General features: G+C 60.4%; 13 protein-coding genes and 4 tRNA genes. 13 read left to right on the top strand and 4 right to left on the bottom strand.

Annotation, left to right across the window (positions count from 1 at the left end; translation table 11 throughout):
- Nucleotides 1–18: 18 nt before the first annotated feature.
- On the bottom strand, nt 19–843 hold the full coding sequence (gene hpnC / locus AAHE99_RS17785; protein ID WP_342118677.1) for a squalene synthase HpnC: 825 nt from the start codon (nt 841–843) through the stop codon (nt 19–21).
- Between the two features lie 118 nt (nt 844–961).
- Here hpnC and AAHE99_RS17780 point away from each other — a divergent pair, with 118 nt between their 5' ends.
- From AAHE99_RS17780 to AAHE99_RS17725, 12 genes are all read left to right on the top strand, one after another.
- Complete coding sequence (locus AAHE99_RS17780; protein WP_446728936.1) at nt 962–2,080, top strand: efflux RND transporter periplasmic adaptor subunit; 1,119 nt, start codon at nt 962–964, stop codon at nt 2,078–2,080.
- Complete coding sequence (locus AAHE99_RS17775; protein ID WP_342118675.1) at nt 2,077–5,160, top strand: efflux RND transporter permease subunit; 3,084 nt, start codon at nt 2,077–2,079, stop codon at nt 5,158–5,160. The genes AAHE99_RS17780 and AAHE99_RS17775 overlap by 4 nt, the downstream gene beginning before the upstream one ends.
- A gap of 137 nt (nt 5,161–5,297) precedes the next feature.
- Nucleotides 5,298–5,384 (top strand) — tRNA-Leu (locus AAHE99_RS17770).
- A gap of 34 nt (nt 5,385–5,418) precedes the next feature.
- Nucleotides 5,419–6,756, top strand: a complete 1,338-nt coding sequence (gene tig / locus AAHE99_RS17765) for a trigger factor (protein ID WP_342118674.1) — start codon at nt 5,419–5,421, stop codon at nt 6,754–6,756.
- A gap of 59 nt (nt 6,757–6,815) precedes the next feature.
- Nucleotides 6,816–7,433, top strand: coding sequence for an ATP-dependent Clp endopeptidase proteolytic subunit ClpP (gene clpP, locus AAHE99_RS17760; protein WP_342118673.1), 618 nt, complete (start codon nt 6,816–6,818; stop codon nt 7,431–7,433).
- A gap of 124 nt (nt 7,434–7,557) precedes the next feature.
- Nucleotides 7,558–8,826: an ATP-dependent Clp protease ATP-binding subunit ClpX gene (clpX, locus tag AAHE99_RS17755; RefSeq protein WP_342118672.1), complete on the top strand. Its 1,269-nt coding sequence runs from the start codon at nt 7,558–7,560 to the stop codon at nt 8,824–8,826.
- Between the two features lie 234 nt (nt 8,827–9,060).
- Nucleotides 9,061–11,469, top strand: a complete 2,409-nt coding sequence (gene lon / locus AAHE99_RS17750) for an endopeptidase La (protein ID WP_342118671.1) — start codon at nt 9,061–9,063, stop codon at nt 11,467–11,469.
- Nucleotides 11,470–11,634: 165 nt separating this feature from the next.
- Nucleotides 11,635–11,907, top strand: coding sequence for an HU family DNA-binding protein (locus AAHE99_RS17745; RefSeq protein ID WP_342118670.1), 273 nt, complete (start codon nt 11,635–11,637; stop codon nt 11,905–11,907).
- A 41-nt stretch (nt 11,908–11,948) separates the two neighbouring features.
- A tRNA-Val gene (locus AAHE99_RS17740) sits at nt 11,949–12,024 on the top strand.
- A 35-nt stretch (nt 12,025–12,059) separates the two neighbouring features.
- Nucleotides 12,060–12,136 (top strand) — tRNA-Asp (locus AAHE99_RS17735).
- Between the two features lie 24 nt (nt 12,137–12,160).
- Nucleotides 12,161–12,237, top strand: a tRNA-Asp gene (locus tag AAHE99_RS17730).
- A gap of 125 nt (nt 12,238–12,362) precedes the next feature.
- A complete protein-coding gene (locus tag AAHE99_RS17725; RefSeq protein ID WP_342118669.1) occupies nt 12,363–14,249 on the top strand; it encodes a SurA N-terminal domain-containing protein in 1,887 nt (628 codons plus the stop codon).
- 26 nt (nt 14,250–14,275) lie between these two features.
- Here AAHE99_RS17725 and mnmH read toward each other — a convergent pair whose 3' ends face one another.
- Nucleotides 14,276–15,331, bottom strand: coding sequence for a tRNA 2-selenouridine(34) synthase MnmH (mnmH, locus tag AAHE99_RS17720; RefSeq protein WP_342118668.1), 1,056 nt, complete (start codon nt 15,329–15,331; stop codon nt 14,276–14,278).
- Entirely contained in the window at nt 15,328–15,957 is a 630-nt protein-coding gene (locus tag AAHE99_RS17715; protein ID WP_342118667.1) for an arylesterase, read from the bottom strand. The genes mnmH and AAHE99_RS17715 overlap by 4 nt, the downstream gene beginning before the upstream one ends.
- Before the next feature lie 4 nt (nt 15,958–15,961).
- Here AAHE99_RS17715 and AAHE99_RS17710 point away from each other — a divergent pair, with 4 nt between their 5' ends.
- On the top strand, nt 15,962–16,666 hold the full coding sequence (locus tag AAHE99_RS17710; RefSeq protein WP_342118666.1) for an ABC transporter ATP-binding protein: 705 nt from the start codon (nt 15,962–15,964) through the stop codon (nt 16,664–16,666).
- On the opposite strand, the gene AAHE99_RS17705 is transcribed toward AAHE99_RS17710, so the two are convergent.
- Nucleotides 16,663–18,180: an NAD(P)H-hydrate dehydratase gene (locus AAHE99_RS17705; RefSeq protein ID WP_342118665.1), complete on the bottom strand. Its 1,518-nt coding sequence runs from the start codon at nt 18,178–18,180 to the stop codon at nt 16,663–16,665. The genes AAHE99_RS17710 and AAHE99_RS17705 overlap by 4 nt on opposite strands.
- Between the last annotated feature and the right edge of the window lie 22 nt (nt 18,181–18,202).

The following is an 18,202-nucleotide window of genomic DNA, read 5'->3' as shown; positions in this document are numbered from 1 at the left end:
GCTGACAAAGGCGCTATTTTATAGCGAATGGGGCTTCATCCGAAGCGCGCGCCAGAAAACCTTGAACCAATCACGCTTTTCAAGCTTTGGGCGGCGCAGGAAAACGTCGTAATCGACTTCCTCGATTGCCTCCAAAATACGCAGGCCGCCTTGCACCACCATGCGCAACTCCAGTCCGATGCGGCCCTTCAGGCGGCAGGCCAGCGGCGCGCCTTGCAGCATCAGGGCACGGGCGCGTTCGACCTGGAATTTCATCATGGCGCGCCATTTGGCCTTGTTGTCGGGGCGGGACAGGTGGGCCGGGGACAGGGCGTAGCGCGTCAGGTCCTCCATCGGCAGGTAGATGCGCTCTTTGTGCTCGTCGATGGCCACGTCCTGCAGGAAGTTGATGATCTGCAGGGCGGAGCAGATGGCGTCGGAGTCACGGACATTTTCCTCATCCGCCGCGCCATACAGGTGCAGCATCAGCAGCCCGACCGGATTGGCCGAACGGGCGCAGTAATCGAGCAGGCTGTCGTAATTGGCGTAGCGGGTCACTTGCACGTCCTGTTTGAAGGCGGACAGCAGGTCGTAGAAGGGACGCAATGGCAGCTGGTGGCGTTCAATGGCGGCCGCCAGGCGCTCGAACATCGGTTCGTGGCCGCCTTCGGCGCGTTCGATACGGCCAAGCGCCTCCTCATAGGCGGTCAGCGCGGCCAGGCGCTGTTCCGGCGTGGCTTCCCCCTCATCGGCGATATCGTCGGCGCTGCGGGCGAAGGCATAGATCGCCTCCACCGCCGGGCGCAAACGGCGCGGCATGAGGATGGAAGCGACAGGGAAATTCTCGTAGTGGTCAACGGACATAGAGGTGCTGTTCTAAATTAATGACGCGAAAGTCATTTGCAAGACTGGTTGACCCGGCTATAATTTTTTACTAAACGGAAAGTCATTTAGTTCCAGACTGGAAATAATAATGGCAAATATGCACCCCCGGCAATTGCCAGAGCCACTAAAAAGGAATTCCATCGTGTTCGTAGCAAAAAAACTACCCCTGGTTGCGGCCTGCGCCTTGCTGCTTGCCGCTTGCTCGAAAGAGGCCCCCAAGACCGAAGATATCCGCCCGGTGCGTGCCATGGTGCTGCAGGCGAGCGATATTGACGTGAATGCCGAGTTCTCCGGCGAAGTCCGTGCGCGCGTCGAGTCGCGCCTGGGATTCCGTGTCGGCGGCAAGATCGTGGCGCGCAAGGTCGATGTCGGCAGCGTGGTGAAGCGCGGCCAGGTGCTGATGGAACTCGACCCGCAAGATTTGAAGCTGTCGCAAGCGCAATCCATGGCAGCCCTGCGCGCGGCGGAAACCACGCGCGACCTGGCCAACGCTGAATTAAAGCGCTACCAGGAACTGCGGGAGAAGAACTTCGTCAGCCAGGCCATCCTGGACGCCAAGCTGTCGGCCGCCAAGTCGGCCCAGGCGCAGGTCGATTCGGCCCAGGCAGCGTATCGCGGCATGACGAACCAGGCCGGTTATGCCAGCCTGGAATCGGATATCGATGGCGTGGTGACCGCGGTGGATGCGGAAGTAGGCCAAGTGGTCGCTCCCGGCACGCCGGTGGTGCGCGTTGCCAAGACCGACGAGAAGGAAATCGTGTTCGGCGTGCCGGAAGATAAGGTCGACACGCTGCGCGCCATCACGGACGTGCATGTGCGTCTGTGGTCGAGCCCTGACAAGTCTGTGCTGGGCAAGATCCGCGAGGTGTCGCCAGTGGCGGACCCGTTCACCCGTACCTACGCTTTCCGCGTGTCGATCCCGGCCAGCCTGGCCGAGGCCAAGCTGGGCATGACGGCGCTGGTGGCTTTCGCCTCGCGCACGCCGCAGCCGCAGATCAAAGTGCCGCTGACGGCGCTGTTCCACGAGAAGGCCGCCACCTCGGTCTGGGTGGTTGAGAATGGTACGGTGCGCCTGGTGCCGGTCACTGTGAGCGGTGTGTCGGGTAATGATCTGGTGCTGGGCAGCGGCGTCAAGCCTGGCCAGACCGTGGTGACCGCCGGCGTGAACCTGCTGAAGCCAGGCCAGAAAGTGACCATCCTCGGAGCCGCCAAATGAAGGGCTTCAACCTGTCGCGCTGGGCGCTTGAACATATCCCGCTCACGCGCTACCTGATTGCGGTGCTGCTGATTGGCGGCCTGCTGGCGTATAAAAACCTGGGGCAGGACGAAGATCCGCCGTTCACTTTCCGCGCCATGGTGGTGCAGGCCTTCTGGCCGGGTGCCACGGCGCTGCAAATGGCGGAGCAGGTCACCGACAAGCTGGAAAAGAAGCTGCAGGAAACCCCGTATGTGCACGAGATCACCAGCTACTCAAAGCCTGGGCAGACCCTGATTCTGGTCACCGTGCGCGAATCGACGCCACCCAAGGAGGTGACGCAGGCCTGGTACCAGGTGCGCAAAAAGATCGGCGATATCCGCGCCACGCTGCCAGCCGGTGTGCAGGGGCCAGTGTTCAATGACGAATACGGCGACACCTATGGTTCGATTTTCGCACTCTCAGGCGACGGCTTTACCTATGCGGAGCTGAAAGACTATGCGGACCTGGTGCGCCAGCAGCTGCTCGGCGTGAAAAAGGTCTCGAAAGTCGAGCTGTTCGGCGTGCAGGACGAGAAGATCAATATCGAGTTCTCGCACAAGAAGTTCGCGCAGCTGGGCTTGACCGTCGAGCAGATCGCCAACCAGATCGCGACCCAGAACGTGGTGGAAGCGACCGGTGTGGTGGTGACGCCGACCGATAACCTGCAAGTGCGGGTGTCGGGCGCGCTGCGCACCGTGAAGGATCTGGAAGAGCTGGAACTGCGCGCCAATAGCACCGCCTTCCGTCTGGGCGATTTCGCGACCATCAAGCGCGAATACCAGGATCCGCCGCGCGACAAGATGCGCTTCAACGGCAAGGAAGTGATCGGCCTGGGTGTGTCGATGGAGAAGGGCGGCAACATCATCCAGATGGGCAAGGACCTGGAGAAGACTGTCGATGCGATGAAGTCCAAGCTGCCGGTCGGCATTGAGCTGGAGCGCGTATCGAACCAGCCGGCCGCGGTAACCGCGTCGGTGGGAGAGTTCCTGCGCACCCTGGTGGAAGCGGTGCTGATCGTGCTGGCGGTGAGTTTCGTTTCGCTCGGCCTGCATTCGAAGCCGAAGCTGCGCCTTGATGCGCGTCCGGGCCTGGTGGTGGCGCTGACCATCCCACTGGTGCTGGCGGTGACCTTCCTGTTCATGCGCATCCTGGACATCGACCTGCACAAGATTTCTCTTGGCGCCCTGATCATCGCGCTCGGCCTGCTGGTGGACGACGCCATCATCGCCGTCGAAATGATGGTGCGCAAGATGGAGGAGGGCCATTCGCGCCTGGAAGCGGCCACCTACGCCTACACCTCCACTGCGATGCCGATGCTGACCGGCACCCTGATCACGGTTGCCGGCTTCCTGCCGATCGGCCTGGCTGCATCGGCGGCGGGCGAGTACACCTTCTCGCTGTTCTCGGTGAACGCGATTGCACTGGTGACGTCGTGGATTGTGGCGGTGGTATTCACGCCTTACATCGGCTTCGTGCTACTGAAGGTGAAGCCGCATGCGGAAGGCGACGGCCACCACGAGTTGTTCGATACGCCGGGCTACCGGAAATTCCGCGCGGTCGTGAACTGGTGCGTTGAATACCGCAAGACCACGATTGCGGCGACGCTGGTGGTGTTCTTCCTGGGCGTGTACGGCTTCAAGTTCATCGAGAAGCAGTTCTTCCCGGATTCCAGCCGTCCGGAACTGATGGTGGAAATGTGGTCGCCGGAAGGTACCGCCTTCGCGCAAACCGAGCGCCAGGCCAAGAAGTTCGAGGACTTCATCCGCAAGGAACCTGGGGTGGCCAGTGTGACGACCTATGTCGGCACCGGCAGCCCGCGCTTCTATTTGCCGCTGAACCAGATCTTCCCGCAGACGAACGTGTCGCAGGCGGTGGTGCTGGCGAAAGACCTGAAGGCGAGGGAAGAGCTGCGCAAGAAGATTACCGACATCTTCAAGACCGACTTCCCGGAAGTGCGCGGCCGTGTGCAATTGCTGCCGAACGGGCCGCCGGTGCCGTACGCGGTGCAGTTCCGCGTGACCGGTACCGAGGTGGACCGCGTGCGTGCGATTGCCGACCAGGTGAAGGATGTCATGCGCGCAAATTCCAATACGGTGGGCGTGAACGACAACTGGAATGAGTCGATCAAGGTGCTGCGGCTGGACCTGGACCAGGACAAGATGCGCGCCCTGGGCGTTACTTCGCAAACCGTGATGCGTGCGGCGAACACCATCCTGTCCGGCACCCCGATTGGCCAGTTCCGCGAGGGCATCCGCCTGATCGATATCCAGGTGCGCCAGCCGCTGGATGAGCGCCGCACGATCGCTGTGCTGAACGATACTTATATTCCAACCAACAGCGGGCGCTCGGTGCCGATTTCGCAACTGGCGCGCGTGCACTTTGTGTGGGAGCCGGGTGTGGTGTGGCGCGAAGGCCGCGAATGGGCGATCACCGTGCAGTCGGACGTGATCGAAGGCGTGCAGGGGCCAACGGTCTCCAGCCAGATCAATCCAAAGCTGGATGAGCTGCGCGCCAAGCTGCCGCCGGGCTATGAGATCAAGGTGAAGGGAGCGGCCTCCGACAGCAGTGCGGCGGAAGAGTCGATTGCCGCCAACCTGCCGCTGGCGGTGTTCATCATCTTCACTTTGCTGATGCTGCAGCTGCATAGCTTCTCGCGTTCGCTGCTGGTGTTCCTGACCGGGCCGCTGGGCGTGGCCGGTGCGGCGATGGCGCTGCTGATCATGGGCCGGCCGCTGGGCTTTGTGGCGAACCTGGGGATTATTGCGCTGTTTGGGATGATTATCCGGAATTCGGTGATCCTGGTGGATCAGATTGAGCAGGATATCAAGGCGGGCGTGCCAGCCTGGGATGCGATTGTGGAGTCGGCGGTGCGCCGCTGCCGCCCGATCATCCTGACTGCTGCCGCGGCGGCGCTGGCGATGATTCCGTTGTCGCGTTCCGTCTTCTGGGGGCCGATGGCGGTGGCGATCATGGGCGGGCTCATTTTGGCGACGGCGCTCACGCTGCTGTTCCTGCCGGCCCTCTACGCCGCCTGGTTCCGCGTGCCGAAACCCCGGTAATGCCCAAATGTTGCGCATAACGCAAAAAACCACTTCCGCACGGTAGAAACACCGTATAGAATGCCGGGTTGAAGTTGAAAGCCCCGGGCGACCCCGTTTTCACCTAAGGTCGCCCTTTGCTTTTGTGCAAATATGCCGCGAGGATGGCGAAATTGGTAGACGCACCAGGTTTAGGTCCTGACGCCAGCAATGGTGTGGGGGTTCGAGTCCCCCTCCTCGCACCATAAGTACACTTATTTTTATTGGACGATTTTTACAATGGCCACTGCAGTTGAAACCCTGGGCAAACTCGAACGCCGCATGACGATTTCCTTCCCACTGTCGGACGTACGTTCCGAGGTGGAAAAGCGCCTGAAAGTGCAGGCTCGCTCCGCACGTGCTCCTGGCTTCCGCCCAGGCAAAGTGCCAATGAAGATGGTTGCCGCGCAGTACGGCTACCAGATCGAAACCGAAGTGCTGAACGACAAGGTCGGCCAAGCCTTCAACAACGCTGCCAACGAAAACCAGCTGCGCGTTGCAGGTTTCCCAAAGATCGAGCCAAAGCAAGACTCCGCTGAAGGCGAACTGTCCTTTGACGCAACCTTCGAAGTGTACCCGGAAGTCGTGGTTGGCGACCTGACCAAGGTTGAGATCGAAACCGTCAAGTCCAACGTGACCGACGTAGAAATCGACAAGACCATCGACATCCTGCGCAAGCAGCGCGTGCACTTCCACGTGAAGGGCGAGAAGGGCGAACACGGCGACGGCGGTGAAGCTATCGCTGCTAACGGCGACCGCGTGACCGTAGACTTCGTCGGCTCCATCGACGGCGTTGAGTTCCCGGGCGGTAAAGCTGAAGGCTACCCATTCGTTCTGGGCGAAGGCCGCATGCTGCCAGAATTCGAAGCCGCTACCGTCGGCCTGAAAGTGGGCGAGTCCAAGACCTTCCCACTGGCATTCCCAGAGGATTACCACGGCAAGGACGTAGCCGGTAAGACCGCATCGTTCACCATCACCCTGCAAAAACTGGAATGGGCCCACCTGCCGGAAGTTGACGCTGAGTTCGCCAAGTCCCTGGGCGTGGCAGACGGCGACCTGGCCAAAATGCGCGAAGACATCAAGGTCAACCTGGAGCGCGAAGTTGCTGGCCGCGTCAAGGCGCGCAACAAGGAAGCCGTGATGGAAACCCTGGTCAAGACCGCCGAACTGGAAGTTCCACAGTCGCTGATCGCACAAGACACCGAGCGCCTGGCTGAAATGACCCGTCAAGACATGGCCCAGCGCGGCATGAAGGTTGATGGTGTACCATTCCCTCCAGAGCTGTTCAAGGACAAGGCTGAGCGTCGCGTACGCCTGGGCCTGATCCTGTCCGCCCTGGTGAGCGAGCAGAACCTGCAAGCCACCCCAGAGCAGGTAAAAGCGCAGATCGAAGATTTCGCACAAAGCTACGAAGACCCACGCGAAGTGCTGAAGTACTACTACTCCGATCGCCGCCGCCTGGCTGAAGTCGAAGCACTTGTTTTGGAAGAAAACGTCGTTACTTACGTCCTGGGCCTGTGCAAGAACGTCTCGAAAGAAATTCCTTTCGACGAACTCATGGGAAGCGTACAAGCTTAATAGCTTGATATCATTCAACGCCGGCCTCTGAGCCGGCGTTGTTTTCACAAGGAATTGGAATGAATCGTAATCCCGCACTCGATACGGAAATGCTCGGCCTGGTGCCGATGGTGATCGAACAAAGCGGCCGCGGTGAGCGCTCGTACGATATCTACTCGCGCCTGCTGAAGGAACGCGTGATCTTCATGGTCGGTCCGGTCAATGACCAGATGGCCAACCTGATCGTCGCCCAGCTGTTGTTCCTGGAAAGCGAAAATCCGGACAAGGACATCTCGCTGTACATCAATTCTCCAGGCGGTTCCGTTTCCGCCGGCCTGGCGATCTTCGACACCATGCAGTTCATCAAGCCTGATGTGTCGACCCTGTGCACCGGCATGGCCGCCTCCATGGGCGCGTTCTTGCTGGCCGCAGGCGCCAAGGGCAAGCGTTTCTCGCTGCCGAACAGCCGCATCATGATCCACCAGCCGTCCGGTGGTTCGCAAGGCCAGGCATCGGACATCGAGATCCAGGCCAAAGAGATCCTCTACCTGCGCCACCGCCTGAACAGCATCCTGGCAGAGCGCACCGGCCAGACCATCGAGCAGATCGCCAAAGATACCGACCGCGACCGCTTCCTGTCCTCGGACGAAGCAGCGGAATATGGCCTGATCGACAAAGTCTTGACCAGCCGCGCATAAGCGTCCAAGCAATACGACGCCCGGACGCTACAACGTTCGGGCGTTTTGCATTTATTTCGGGTAGCATGTGGTTGTGCGCAGGATTTCTTGCTTGCGTGCACTGCAACCTTTATAGAATAGTCCCATGTCAGAGAAAAAATCTTCCAGCGGCGAAAAGCTCTTGTACTGCTCGTTCTGCGGCAAAAGCCAGCACGAGGTGAAGAAGCTCATCGCCGGCCCGTCGGTTTTCATCTGCGACGAATGCATTGATCTGTGCAATGACATCATCCGCGATGAAACTTCCAGCATCGAATCTGTCACGGGGGCGAAGTCGGACCTGCCAACCCCGCAGGAAATCACCGACCTGCTGAACCAATACGTGATCGGCCAGGCGACTGCCAAGCGCATCCTGTCCGTGGCGGTGTACAACCATTACAAGCGCCTGAAGCACCTGGGCAAAAAGGACGACGTCGAGCTGGCCAAGTCCAACATCCTGCTGGTGGGCCCAACCGGCTCCGGCAAGACCCTGCTGGCCCAGACCCTGGCGCGCATGCTGAACGTGCCGTTCGTGATCGCCGACGCGACCACCCTGACCGAAGCCGGCTACGTGGGTGAGGACGTTGAGAATATCATCCAGAAACTGTTGCAGAGCTGCAACTATGATGTTGAGAAGGCACAGCGCGGCATCGTCTACATCGACGAGATCGACAAAATTTCCCGCAAGTCCGACAACCCATCCATCACCCGCGACGTGTCGGGCGAGGGTGTGCAGCAGGCCCTGCTGAAACTAATCGAAGGTACCATGGCTTCGGTGCCGCCACAGGGCGGCCGCAAGCATCCTAACCAGGACTTCGTGCAGATCGACACCACCAACATCATGTTCATTTGCGGTGGCGCGTTCGACGGCCTGGCCAAGATCATTTCGAACCGTTCCGAAAAGTCCGGCATCGGCTTCTCGGCGGAAGTGAAGAGCAAAGAGCAGCGCTCGAACAGCGACCTGATGATGGACGCTGAGCCGGAGGACCTGATCAAGTTCGGCCTGATCCCTGAACTGGTGGGCCGTCTGCCGGTGGTAGCAACCCTGGCTGAGCTGACCGAGGAAGCCCTGATCGAAATCCTGGTCGAGCCGAAAAATGCGTTGGTCAAGCAGTATTCGAAGCTGCTGGAAATGGAAGGCGCCGAACTGGAAATCCGTCCTGCTGCACTGCACGCGATTGCGCGCAAGGCATTGGCCCGTAAAACCGGCGCCCGTGGCCTGCGTTCCATTTTGGAACACGCGTTGCTGGATATTATGTTCGACCTGCCTAACCAGCAGAACGTCACCAAAGTCGTAATTGATGAAAATACGATCACCAGTGGCGCAAAACCCCTCCTGATTTACCAGGAATCCCCTAAAGCAGCAGGGGAGAATTAAATAGGGTTTTGAATCCCTGAGGCAAGGCGTTACAATCAATCTCAATAATAGAACGCCGGCTTCAGTCGAAAAGCCACTCGCGATTGCGGTCGCGCGTGGCTTTTTTTGTTCCGAATTCGACCTTTTTATTAGAGTGCCACTGCATTTTCTCAAAGCAAATATAATTGCAGTACTGGTCTTGTGATTCGGCCGCTGGGGCCCACTTAAGGACCAGGTTTTTAAATAAGGTACGCCATGACAACTACCAAATTAACTGAGCAAACTCAACTGCCTCTGTTGCCACTGCGTGATGTTGTAGTGTTCCCGCACATGGTAATTCCGTTGTTCGTTGGCCGACCAAAGTCCATCAAGGCGCTCGAAGCTGCCATGGAGCAGGGCAAGAGCATCATGCTCGCCGCACAGAAGGCGGCCGCCAAGGACGAACCTTCGCCATCGGATATCTATGAAATCGGCTGCGTAGCGAACATCTTGCAGATGTTGAAGCTGCCGGACGGCACCGTGAAGGTGTTGGTTGAGGGCGCACAGCGTGCCCGCATCAAGAAGATCACCGATAGCCCAACCCATTTTGTGGCCGACCTGGTGCCGCTGGAATCCGAACAGGGCGACGAGTCCGAAATCGAAGCGATGCGCCGCGCCATCGTGCAGCAGTTCGACCAGTACGTCAAACTGAACAAGAAGATCCCGCCTGAGATCCTGGCTTCGCTGTCGGGTATCGACGATGCCGGCCGTCTGGCCGACACCGTGGCGGCCCACCTGCCGCTCAAACTTGAGCAAAAGCAGGTGATCCTGGAAATCATCGAAGTCTCCAAACGCCTTGAGCACCTGCTCGGCCAGCTGGAAGGCGAACTCGATATCCTGCAGGTGGAAAAGCGCATCCGTGGCCGCGTCAAGCGCCAGATGGAGAAGTCGCAGCGCGAGTACTACCTGAACGAGCAAGTCAAAGCCATCCAGAAGGAACTGGGCGAGGGCGAAGAGGGCGCCGATATCGACGAACTCGAAAAGAAAGTCGCCGCCGCCAAGATGCCGAAGGAAGCGCTCGAAAAAGCGCAGGCCGAGCTGAAGAAACTGAAGCTGATGTCGCCGATGTCGGCCGAAGCGACCGTGGTGCGCAACTATATCGACACCCTGGTGTCGCTGCCATGGAAGAAAAAGTCGAAGGTCAACAACGACCTGGCCAACGCCGAGAAAGTGCTGGACCACGACCACTACGGCCTGGAAAAAATCAAGGAACGCATCGTCGAGTATCTGGCAGTCCAGCAGCGCGTAGACAAGCTGAAGGCGCCGATCCTGTGCTTCGTGGGTCCTCCAGGCGTGGGTAAGACCTCGCTCGGCCAGTCGATCGCCAAGGCCACCAACCGCAAATACGTGCGTATGGCGCTGGGCGGCGTGCGCGACGAAGCCGAGATCCGCGGCCACCGCCGCACCTACATCGGCTCTATGCCGGGCAAGGTGCTGCAATCGCTGTCGAAAGTCGGCGTGCGCAACCCGCTGTTCCTGCTGGACGAGATCGACAAGATGGGCGCGGACTTCCGCGGCGATCCTTCGTCGGCCCTGCTGGAGGTGCTGGATCCTGAACAGAACCACACCTTCTCGGACCACTACATCGAAGTCGACTTCGACCTGTCCGATGTGATGTTCGTGGCGACGTCGAATTCGTACAACATCCCGCCGGCACTGCTGGACCGTATGGAAGTGATCCGCCTGTCCGGCTACACGGAAGACGAGAAGACCAACATCTCGCTGCGCTACCTGCTGCCGAAACAGGTCAAGAACAATGGCCTGAAAGAAGGCGAGATCTCGGTCAGCGAAGCGGCTGTGCGCGACATCATCCGCTATTACACCCGTGAAGCGGGCGTGCGTTCGCTGGAGCGTGAAATCTCCAAGATCTGCCGCAAGGTCGTGAAGATGCTGCTGCTGAAGAAGTCCGACATGAAGGTCGCAGTGACGCCGAAAAACCTGGACAAGTTCCTGGGCGTGCGCCGCTACGACTTCGGCGTGGCCGAGAAAACCAACCAGGTTGGCCAGGTGGTCGGCCTGGCGTGGACCGAAGTGGGCGGCGATCTGCTGACCATCGAGTCGGTCGGCATGCCGGGCAAGGGCAATGTGATCCGCACCGGTACGCTGGGCGATGTGATGAAAGAGTCGATCGAAGCTGCCCGCACCGTGGTGCGCAGCCGTGCGGCGCGCCTGGGCATCAAGAACGAAGTGTTCGAGAAGCAGGACATCCACATCCACGTGCCGGAAGGCGCAACGCCGAAGGATGGCCCATCGGCTGGTATCGCGATGACCACGGCGATGGTGTCGACCTTCACCGGCATTCCAGTCCGTGCGGACGTGGCGATGACCGGCGAGATCACCCTGCGCGGCGAAGTACTGCCGATCGGCGGCCTGAAAGAGAAGCTGCTGGCGGCGCATCGCGGCGGCATCAAGACCGTGCTGATTCCTGAGCAGAACGTGAAGGACCTGGCTGAAATTCCGGACAATGTGAAAAACAAGCTGGAAATCGTGCCGGTGCGCTGGATCGATAAAGTGCTGGAAGTGGCACTGGAACGCCAGCCTGAACCGATCGTTGAAACGGCCGCGCCGGTGGAAGTTCCAGCGGTTGCGGCGACCGCCGACGGCTCTGAAGTCGTCAAACATTAAGAAGTCATACCCCGAAACGGGCGCCAGAAATGGCGCCCGTTTCGTTTTTACCCTTGACACAAAGCAATCCCGCCCTGTTTAATACGGCCCTGAGATTTTTATGCAAACGAAAACGCAGCATAGAAAACGGTATAAACGATATAAACCTTTGTGACGGGGACTGCAATGAACAAGACCGAACTGATCGACCACATCGCGACTTCCGCTGACATCTCCAAGGCTGCTGCTGCACGCGCCCTGGACGCGATGATCGACGGCGTAACCACCACCCTGGCCAAGAACGACAGCGTCACCCTGGTCGGCTTTGGCACCTTCACCGTGAGCGAGCGCGCTGCCCGTACCGGCCGCAACCCGCGCACCAAAGAAGAGATCAAGATCGACGCAGCTAAAGTTCCTAAATTTAAAGCTGGTAAAGCGCTGAAAGACGCTGTACAATAATGGCCTTCGGTAAGCAGTAATGCTTACCAAGCAGTTTAAGCGGGCGTTTAGCTCAGTTGGTAGAGCGGATCCCTTACAAGGATTAGGTCGGGAGTTCGACCCTCTCAACGCCCACCACTTAAACAAATCGTAGTACCTGTGTTGTGAATGCTGGAGCGGTAGTTCAGTTGGTTAGAATACCGGCCTGTCACGCCGGGGGTCGCGGGTTCGAGCCCCGTCCGCTCCGCCAGCAAACACATGACAATCACTACCTGGAGCGGTAGTTCAGTTGGTTAGAATACCGGCCTGTCACGCCGGGGGTCGCGGGTTCGAGCCCCGTCCGCTCCGCCAGAATTCCGAAAAAGCCCCACAAGTCCTCAAGACTGTGGGGCTTTTTCATTTGCTATTGGAGCAACTGACCTGTAAAATCGCGCGAGCAGTTTTAAAGCCTCCACTCTAGGAAAACAATAGCTGACATGTTTGATTTCGTACGTACGCATCAAAAGCTGATGCAGATTATCCTGGCGCTCCTGATTGTGCCGTCGTTTGTGCTGGTAGGTGTCAGCGGTGTTACGCTGTTCGGTGAAGACCCGAACACGATCGCCAAAGTGGCCGGCTATCCCCTGACGCAGCAAGAATGGGAGAACGCCCAGCGCAACCAGCTGGACAACATGCGCCGCCAGATGGGCGCGCAGTTCGACCAGAAAATGTTCGACACCCCTGAATTCAAGCAGAACGTACTGGACCAGCTGCTGGCCCAGCGCGCACTGAGCGCTGAAATCCGCAAGGCGCATATGACCGTCAGCAATGAAGCCGTACAGCGCGCTGTGTGGGCCGATTTCCCGACCCTGGTCAAGGCCGACGGCAAGTTCGACGCCGAACAGTATCGCCAGATCCTGGCGAACCAGGGCTTCAGCGTCGACATGCACCAGAGCCAACTGCGTAACGACATGGTCGTGAACCAGATCCTGGGCGGCGTGGAGCAAAGCGGCTTCACCCCGCGCACCGTCGCCAAGGCGATTTCCGATTTCGGTTCGCAAGAGCGCGAAGTGCAGGAGCTGGCATTCCCGCTGACCAAATACCTGGCCGACGTGAAGGTCACCGACGAAATGGTGAAGGCCTTCTACGACAAGAACGCCAAGCTGTTCGAAATTCCTGAGTCGGCAAAGATCGAATACGTCGTGCTGAACGCCGAATCCGTTGCGCCGCAAGTGAACGTCAGCGACGAAGAAGTCGCGGCTTACTACAAGTCCAACGAGAAGCGTTTCGCTACCGAAGAATCGCGCCGTTCCTCGCACATCCTGATCAAGGACAAGGCCAAGGCCGAAGCAACGCTGGCTGAAGTGCGCAAGAACCCAGGCGATTTCGCCAAGATCGCCAAGGCCAAGTCGGAAGACCCGGGCTCCGCAGAAAACGGCGGCGACCTGGACGTGCTGGTCAAGGGTTCCTTCGTGAAACCGGTTGAAGACGCGATCCTGAAACTGAAGCAGGGCGAAATCAGCGGCCTGGTGGAGTCCGAATTCGGCTTCCACATCATCACCGTCACCGAGCTGAAGCCAGCGCACGTCAAGCCGCTGGATGAAGTGAAGGGCGAAGTGGCCGCTGAACTGAAGAAGCAGAAGGCCGGCAAGCTGTTCTCCGAAATGTCCGAACAGTTCACCGATACCGTCTATTCGCAGTACGAGAGCCTGAAACCGGTTGCCGACAAGCTGAAGCTGAAAATCGAAACCGCCGAAGGCCTGGGCCGCAAGCCGAACCCAATGCTGGGTGCAGCACCATTCAACAACGACAAGTTCCTGACCGCCCTGTTCGCGGAAGACGCCCTGAAGAACAAGCGCAATACCGAAGCTGTTGAAGTGGCTCCGCAAACCCTGGTTGCTGGCCGCATCGTTGAATTCAAGCCTGCCTCCAAAAAGCCGCTGGCTGAAGTGGAAGGTGCGATCAAGCAGCGCGTAGCGATGGAAGAAGCGGTGAAGGCAGCCAAGAAAGCTGGCGAGGAAAAGCTGGCCGAAGTGAAGAAAACCGGCGACGCAACCGGCTTTGGTGAAGCCAAGACCGTGTCCCGCGCCAAGGCTGAAGGCTTCAACCCAGCCGCTTTCGCTGCCGTCATGAAGGCTGACGCCTCCAAGCTGCCGGCCTACGTTGGCGTGGAAGTGCCGGGTGCAGGTTACGGCCTGTACCGCATCAACAAGGTTGGCCAGCCAGCCGAAGTGGATAACAGCCGCCGCGAGCAGGAAGCGCAGCGCATCAGCCAGATCGCAGCGCAGCAGGAGTTCAGCAACTACCTGGACGCCCTGAAGCAAAAGGCGAAGATCAAGATCATCCGCCCGATCTCGACGATCACCAAGCAGCAAGCTGAATAAGCCAAAGGCCCCGAAAGGGGCCTTTTTTATGCACCGTGCAGTTTGCGCGCGGCAGCGATAAACGATTCCGGCGTTATATCCGGCAGCGTCACCTCAATCGCTTTATCGTATTGCACGAAGTTGCGGTGGATCGACTTCAGGTAAGCCGGGTCGTAATGGTCGACCAGCAGTTCATCGACCAGCTGCGGCATATCGCCGGCGGTGGCCATATTCTGCCATCCTTCAATGCGCTCGCGGCCATGCAGCTGCACCAGGAATTCGAGCTGCGCGTTCAGGGCAGGGGCATTGCAGGCGAAATGCTGGTAATCCTCGATCAGCAGTTTGACGCGATCGGCGCGCGAGACGTTCATGGCGACGCACGGCGAAGCGCGCATGCGCTCCATCAGGGCGCCCGGCACGCGCAGGCTGCCCACCTTGCGGCTTTCCGACTCGACGAACACCGGCAGCTTCGGATCGAAGCGCCGCAGGCGATCCCAGATCGAGGTTTCAAAAGCCTTTTGCGAAGGCTGCGGCTGGCATGGAATATTTCCCAGCACCGAGCCGCGATGCGCCGCCAGCTGCTCCAGGTCCAGGACCTGGGCGCCAATCGCCTCCAGTGTGTCAAGCAGGCGGGTCTTGCCGCTGCCGGTGGTGCCGCAGATGACGCGGAAATCCAGCTCCGGTGTCTTCTCCAGGTCCGCATTGATTGCGGCGCGGAAGGCCTTGTAGCCGCCATCCAGCTGCACGACCGGCCAGCCGATCTTTGCCAGCACGGTCGCCATCGAGCCGCTGCGGTTGCCGCCGCGCCAGCAATAGACCAATGGCTTCCAGCTGCGCGGCTTGTCGAGCCACAGCGTCTCGATGTGGTAACCGATATTCTTCGACACCATGGCCGCGCCGACCTTCTTGGCCTCAAACGAGCCGACCTGTTTGTACATGGTGCCCACGGTGATGCGCTGTTCGTCGTCCAGCACCGGGCAGTTGATCGCGTTCGGCAGGTGGTCGAGCGCATATTCGGACGGGCTGCGCGCGTCGATGATGGTATCGAAATCGTCCAGGCGGGCCAGGACGTCTTCGATGGAAAGGATTTCGGGATACTTCATTTGGCTTTAAGGATAGGCTGTAAATGGGGCCAGATATTGCCCAGGATGATGGGGTGGGCCTCCGCCACGGGATGCAGGCGGTCTGGCTGGAATAATTCGGGTTTCTGCGCGACGCCATCGAGCATGAAGGGCGCCAGAGGCACTTTCACATCCCTGCTCACGGTGCCGAACATGGAAAAGAATTTGTCGGCGTAGTCGCGGCCATAGTTCGGCGGCATGCGGTTACCAACCAGCAGGACGCGCGCGCCGGCCTTTTGCGAAGCGTCGATCATGGCGCGCAGGTTGGCTTCGGCCGCCGGCACCGGCAGTCCGCGCAAGCCATCGTTGGCTCCCAGCTCGATAACTACGATATCCGGTTTATGTTTGCTCAGCAGGGCCGGCAACCGGGTGCGTCCGCCGCTGGTGGTTTCGCCGCTGACGCTGGCGTTGATCACGTTGGCGGGGACTTTTTGCTCCTTCAGGCGCTGCTCCAGCAGGGCTACCCACCCGGTACCGCGGGAGATGCCGTATTCCGCCGACAGGCTGTCGCCCACCACAAGGACGGTTTTTGATGCAGAATAGGCGTTCGTGGCGGCGCTGAACATAAACAGCAGCACCGCAAGGTAACGGTATAAATTCTTAAACATGACCATGCGTGATATTCCTCAATCCTCGAGCCAACTGGCGCAAGCGGCAATTTCCGTGTCGGGCCTTGGCAAACGGGTAGCCGACGCCAGCGGCGAACTGACCATCCTGCATGGGGTGGATTTTACAGTGCAAAAGGCTGAAACGCTTGCGATTGTGGGCGCTTCGGGTTCCGGCAAGTCCACTTTGCTCGGCCTGCTGGCCGGCCTGGATACGCCGACCGAAGGCAAGGTGGTACTGGATGGCGTGGATATCTTCGCGCTGGACGAAGATGGCCGCGCAGCCCTGCGCAAAGAAAAACTGGGTTTTGTGTTCCAGTCATTCCAGCTGCTGCCGCACCTGACCGCAGTCGAAAACGTGATGCTGCCGCTCGAACTGGCTGGCGACAGCGCTGCGCGCGAGAAGGCCGAAGCCATGCTGGGCCGGGTTGGTTTGTCGAGCCGCCTGAAACACTATCCGAAATTCCTCTCTGGCGGCGAGCAGCAGCGCGTGGCATTGGCGCGCGCCTTTGTGCCCCAGCCGCCCTTGCTGCTGGCCGATGAACCGACCGGCAGCCTGGATGCCGCCACCGGCGAATCCGTGATCCAGCTGATGTTCGAGTTGAACCGCGAGCACGGTTCAACCCTGGTGCTGGTCACGCACGACTCCCACATCGCAGCCCGTTGCGGCCGCATTATCACCATCGCCGCCGGCCGTATCGCGGAGGGCTAACTGCCGTGATGCATCGCCAGGCGGTTGACGGCGGTGCGGATGGCGGGAATCAGTTCGCTTGCGCTGACGCCGATCGGGCCGGCGCCTTCGGTCACCAGCACGTCGGCCGCCATGCCGTGCAGCCAGACGGCGGCCAGCGCGGCTTCCCATTCCGGCCATCCCTGGGCCAGCAGGCTGCCGCATAGGCCGGACAGGACGTCGCCAGTGCCGGCAGTGGCGAGCGCGGGATTGCCCGTGCTGTTGATGACGATATTGCCGTCGCGCGCGGCGATCACTGTGCCTGAGCCTTTCAGGACGACTGTCGCCGCCAGTTGCAGCGCCAGCGCCCGTGCGGCCGCGGGACGGTCGGCCTGGACCTGCGCTGCGCTGATGCCCAGCAGACGGGCCGCTTCCAGCGGGTGTGGCGTCAGGATGCATGGCGCCTGGCGTTGCGTCAGCTGCATGCGCAGGTTTTCGCCGGCCGCCAGGAGGTTGAGCGCGTCGGCGTCGAGCACTGCGGCGCTTTGGCTGTGCAGCGCGCTGGCCAGCATCTCGGCGCTGGCGGCGGAAGCGCCCATGCCGGGACCGACCACCAGGACTGCGCTGTTGAAGTCGTATTCCTGGGCGCTGCGGCACATCAGCTCCGGCTGCGCCGCATCGAATGCGGGCGGGTCGCCGACAAAGCAGGCATAAACACGCCCGGCGCCGCTGTTCAAAGCCGTCCGCGCGGCCAGGATTGGCGCCCCGGCCATGCCGCGCGCTCCGCCTACGACCGCCACGCTGCCATGGCTGCCTTTATGCGAACTATGCCTGCGGCGGCGTGCGCAGTGCGCGAACAGGGCGACGTCGTTCAGGCGCGCCCGCGCTGCCGGGAACAGGTCGCGGTCAATATCGAGGTTGCTGACAATGACGATGCCGGCGTGGTCGCGGCCATCGGCGGTGTGCAGGCCGGGCTTGTCGGCAATAAAGGTGACCGTGTGCGTCGCGCGCACCGCGACGCCTGAAGCTGCGCCGCTGTCACCGATGATCGCGCCAGTGTCGGCATCCAGCCCACTTGGCACGTCCAGTGCCACGATCGGGCAGCGCAGGCCATTGACCGCCTCCACCAGCGCCGCCATATCGCCGGTGATTGGCCGCGCCAGTCCGATGCCGAACAGGCCGTCGACAACCAGCGTCCAGTCGGCGCCGGCGATGGTGGTGGTGGTGCCGTCCGCAAAGCGGGCAGGGGAGCTGCGCGCCCGCTGCAAGGCCGCTACGCGTTCCTGCGCTGGCGTCCCCGCAGGCGGGAAATGGAGGATGGTGACCTGCGCTCCGGCGTGGCCAAGGTGCGCGGCGGTTTCCAGTGCATCGCCGCCGTTGTTGCCAGGCCCCGCCAGCACCAGCACGCGGGCCTTATTGATGGTGAACGGCAGCAGGTCCAGCGCCTCGTTGGCGCCCGCCTGGCCGGCGCGCTGCATGAGGGCGCCCTCGGGCAAACGCTGGGCCGCAGCGTGCTCGATCGCGCGAATCTCGGCAACCGTATACAAGGGCGTCATGCCGGCAATTCTAGCACTACAA

The organism is Pseudoduganella sp. OTU4001, from assembly GCF_038440195.1.
Classification (GTDB): domain Bacteria; phylum Pseudomonadota; class Gammaproteobacteria; order Burkholderiales; family Burkholderiaceae_D; genus Rugamonas.
The sequence above is the reverse complement of the archived record's forward strand: the minus strand, read 5'-3'. Positions and strand labels throughout refer to the sequence as shown.

What these genes read in the sequence shown, in the direction of transcription:
- hpnC (WP_342118677.1), bottom strand. Translation starts at nt 843, where the DNA reads ATGTCCGTTGACCACTACGAGAATTTCCCTGTCGCTTCCATCCTCATG.
- AAHE99_RS17780 (WP_446728936.1), top strand. Translation starts at nt 962, where the DNA reads ATGCACCCCCGGCAATTGCCAGAGCCACTAAAAAGGAATTCCATCGTG.
- AAHE99_RS17775 (WP_342118675.1), top strand. Translation starts at nt 2,077, where the DNA reads ATGAAGGGCTTCAACCTGTCGCGCTGGGCGCTTGAACATATCCCGCTC.
- tig (WP_342118674.1), top strand. Translation starts at nt 5,419, where the DNA reads ATGGCCACTGCAGTTGAAACCCTGGGCAAACTCGAACGCCGCATGACG.
- clpP (WP_342118673.1), top strand. Translation starts at nt 6,816, where the DNA reads ATGAATCGTAATCCCGCACTCGATACGGAAATGCTCGGCCTGGTGCCG.
- clpX (WP_342118672.1), top strand. Translation starts at nt 7,558, where the DNA reads ATGTCAGAGAAAAAATCTTCCAGCGGCGAAAAGCTCTTGTACTGCTCG.
- lon (WP_342118671.1), top strand. Translation starts at nt 9,061, where the DNA reads ATGACAACTACCAAATTAACTGAGCAAACTCAACTGCCTCTGTTGCCA.
- AAHE99_RS17745 (WP_342118670.1), top strand. Translation starts at nt 11,635, where the DNA reads ATGAACAAGACCGAACTGATCGACCACATCGCGACTTCCGCTGACATC.
- AAHE99_RS17725 (WP_342118669.1), top strand. Translation starts at nt 12,363, where the DNA reads ATGTTTGATTTCGTACGTACGCATCAAAAGCTGATGCAGATTATCCTG.
- mnmH (WP_342118668.1), bottom strand. Translation starts at nt 15,331, where the DNA reads ATGAAGTATCCCGAAATCCTTTCCATCGAAGACGTCCTGGCCCGCCTG.
- AAHE99_RS17715 (WP_342118667.1), bottom strand. Translation starts at nt 15,957, where the DNA reads ATGTTTAAGAATTTATACCGTTACCTTGCGGTGCTGCTGTTTATGTTC.
- AAHE99_RS17710 (WP_342118666.1), top strand. Translation starts at nt 15,962, where the DNA reads ATGCGTGATATTCCTCAATCCTCGAGCCAACTGGCGCAAGCGGCAATT.
- AAHE99_RS17705 (WP_342118665.1), bottom strand. Translation starts at nt 18,180, where the DNA reads ATGACGCCCTTGTATACGGTTGCCGAGATTCGCGCGATCGAGCACGCT.